At 41.8% G+C, this 3,060-nt stretch carries 3 protein-coding genes; all 3 read left to right on the top strand.

What is annotated here, in order from left to right; all coding sequences use genetic code 11:
- The first annotated feature begins 54 nt into the window (after positions 1-54).
- Positions 55-276 (top strand): addiction module protein, encoded by a 222-nt coding sequence (locus AC1DPZ_RS24620; RefSeq protein ID WP_477408443.1) that lies wholly within the window; start codon positions 55-57, stop codon positions 274-276.
- A 245-nt stretch (positions 277-521) separates the two neighbouring features.
- On the top strand, positions 522-857 hold the full coding sequence (locus tag AC1DPZ_RS24625) for a MerR family transcriptional regulator (protein ID WP_477408445.1): 336 nt from the start codon (positions 522-524) through the stop codon (positions 855-857).
- Between the two features lie 533 nt (positions 858-1,390).
- Positions 1,391-3,060: ComEC/Rec2 family competence protein (locus AC1DPZ_RS24630; RefSeq protein WP_477408447.1), on the top strand; the 1,670-nt coding region annotated here is incomplete at its 3' end.

Genomic DNA, 3,060 nt, shown 5'->3' on the forward strand with positions numbered 1-3,060 from the left:
GAGTTATATGAGATGAATTAAGCGTAATTGAGAAAATAAATATTAATTTTGATTATGGAAACGCTGAAAATCGAATTTGCAAATGACCAGGAAAAAAAAGTGCTTTTAGCCTTTCTTGATAGTTTAGGTTATCAATATGTGATAGATATTGAAGATGATCGCGTATTTACCGATGAGCATGCCCAGGAAATAGCCCGGCGCCAGGCCGATCTTTTAAGCGGCAGAACCTCATCCCTCCCCTGGAGCGAAACCAGGAAACGGCCTGAAGATGTTTGAACGATGTGTAGGGTTTTGGACCGAACAACAACGATGTCATTGCGAGCGCAGCGCGGCAATCGCGAACTATACAGGTCCACCCTGTATAGCATGCGATTGCTTCGTACCTCGCAATGACATAGACTGCAYAAAAAAAATAGCACTAACAATCAACGACTTACAAATTCCCCTTTATAAGACAACTTTCATACAGAAAATCCGAAATCGAAAATCCCAAATCCGAAATCAAAAGAATATCTTTGCATATGCCTTATAAAGACCGCGAAATAAGCAAGATGTATTACACCATGGGCGAGGTATCGGCCATGTTTGATGTGAACCAGTCGCTTATCCGTTTCTATGAAAAGGAGTTTGATGTACTGCAGCCCAAAAAGAATAAAAAGGGCAACCGCTATTTTACCCCCGAAGATATCGAAAACTTCAAGATCATCTTTCACCTCATCCGCGATAAAGGCTATACCCTAAACGGCGCAAAAGATCACCTTAAAAACAACATGAGCGATACACGCGAGAACCAGCGCGTTATCGATTCGCTCGAAAACATAAAAAAATTCCTGCTCGAAGTGCGCGACCAGTTGTAGATATGGGCTTTATATAAAAAGCTAAAAGCAGAAGGCAGAAAGCCAATACTTTGATTATCAATTATGTTAGATTGATGTATGTGAATTATTTTATTGGTAATTATATCATAATGGTCCAATCAAAATGCAGCTACTAATCAGGAAAGATTATGAATATTCAAAATGTAAGCAGTTGATACGTTGCTCCAGCGGAGCAAAAGCTTTGTAGATACAAAATTCATAATGAATTAGATGCTCCAGAGGAGCACAACGTATTGGACACGACCTTAATGTTTCGGAACAATCCGTTTATATGTTTAAAAGTAACAAGAGTCCTCAATAATTGTAAATATCTTTAATATTCAATAAGTTGAGCTCCGCTGGAGCTCTAAAATCAAACTTATGTTTTTTTCTACAAAGCTTTTGCTCCGCTGGAGCAAAGCCAATATCCCTTTTAAGATTATCGCTATAATTATTCCCTGAGTCAATTTATTTTATCACCGTTGTTTGTGGTATCCGTCTAAAACATATCTTTATTGCTTGCTAATAAATAAATGATCGCGAATCATAAAGGCGAGATCCCTTTTGTTGTATTGCTCCTGCCCTTTTTATTGGGGATAACCTTAGGGATTGGCCTTATAACGGCTGCATACCTCCCGGTGCTATGGGGTGTTTTTGGCGGCTCGGGAATTGTATTTATCTTCCTCAATTTAACCTATCAGCGTTTTGCCGTTTACAAACTGCGCTGGCTGGGCGGCTTGCTGATGAGCTTTATTTTACTTTCGGCCGGATGCATCAGCGCCATCAATTATAATGAACTAACCAATGGGCATCATTTTTCAAGATCGCCCGCGCAATACCTGGCAGTAACGATCAATAACGAACCCCAACTTAAAAACGGACTGGTAAGATTCACAGCATCGGTTCGGCGAAATATCAACTATAAAAAAGCTACCGGTACCAGTGGCACCCTGCTTATCACCATAAAAGACAGCGCTGCCATAACCCTGCAATATGGCGATGAGCTGCTGATCGCGGCTAAATATAACGCCATCGATCCACCGTTTAATCCGGCTGAGTTCAACTATAAAAAGTACCTGGCGAATCAAAATATTTACTACCAGGCATTTTTATACCCGGGCATGTATCGCGTAATAAAACATGATGCCGGCAACCCGCTTATTGCCTTTTCGCTCAGGCTGCGGCAGCAAATGGTGGTAAAATTCCGCCGGCAAATGCATGATCCGGGCGCTATCGCCGTGGCATCAACCCTGATATTAGGTTACAAAGCCGACTTGAGCAATGATATTTTGCAGGCCTATTCAAAAACGGGAACCATCCATGTACTGTCGGTTTCGGGCGCGCATGTGGCTATTATTTACTTATTGCTGCAATGGGCGCTGGGCTTTTTAAACAATTACCGGTATGACAGGCATATCAAAGCGTGCATCATTGTCGCGCTTATCTGGTACTATGCCTTGCTCAGTGGCTTTTCGCCTGCGGTTTGCCGGGCGGCAGTGATGATCAGTATGGTTATTATAGGTAAAACCTATGCCCGGTACATTAATATGCTTAATATACTGGCCAAATCGGCGTTTATATTGTTGCTTTATGATCCGCTTTTTATAAGCGATGTAGGCTTTCAGCTCTCGTACCTTGCTGTTGCGGGCCTTATAGTTTTGCAGCCCATGGTATATCGATGGGTGGAGTTTAAAAACAAATGGGCCGATAAACTATGGGCCATCTGCTCGGCATCCATATCGGCACAGGTGATCACCTTCCCCTTAAGCGCGTTGTATTTTCACCAGTTCCCGGTTTACTTTTTGCTCAGCAATTTACTTATCATTATCCCCACTACCGTTATTATGTACAGCGGCATCGCCTACCTTATGTTTTCGTGGGTTCCTGTGCTATCAAACGTATTGGCTTACCTACTGGAAACAACCATCCTGTTCATGAACAAAGCGCTAGCCATAATTGAACACGCCCCGTTTGCCGGTATCAGTAAAATATGGCTAACCACCCCCGAGTACCTTTTACTTTATATCATTATCATCAGCCTGTTTTATTTTTTGTGTGATAAAAAATCATGGCTGATAAAGCTTGCTATGGTTGGCCTGCTGTTGTTTTGTATCAGCATCAGCATAAAAAAATACCGCGCCCAAACTACCAGCACTATAGCTTTTTTAAATCTACGCAAAAACACAGGGATAGTACTTAAAAG

The sequence above is a fragment of the Mucilaginibacter sp. P4_G9 genome, assembly GCF_056400985.1.

What these genes read in the sequence shown, in the direction of transcription:
- AC1DPZ_RS24625 (WP_477408445.1), top strand. Translation starts at nt 522, where the DNA reads ATGCCTTATAAAGACCGCGAAATAAGCAAGATGTATTACACCATGGGC.
- AC1DPZ_RS24620 (WP_477408443.1), top strand. Translation starts at nt 55, where the DNA reads ATGGAAACGCTGAAAATCGAATTTGCAAATGACCAGGAAAAAAAAGTG.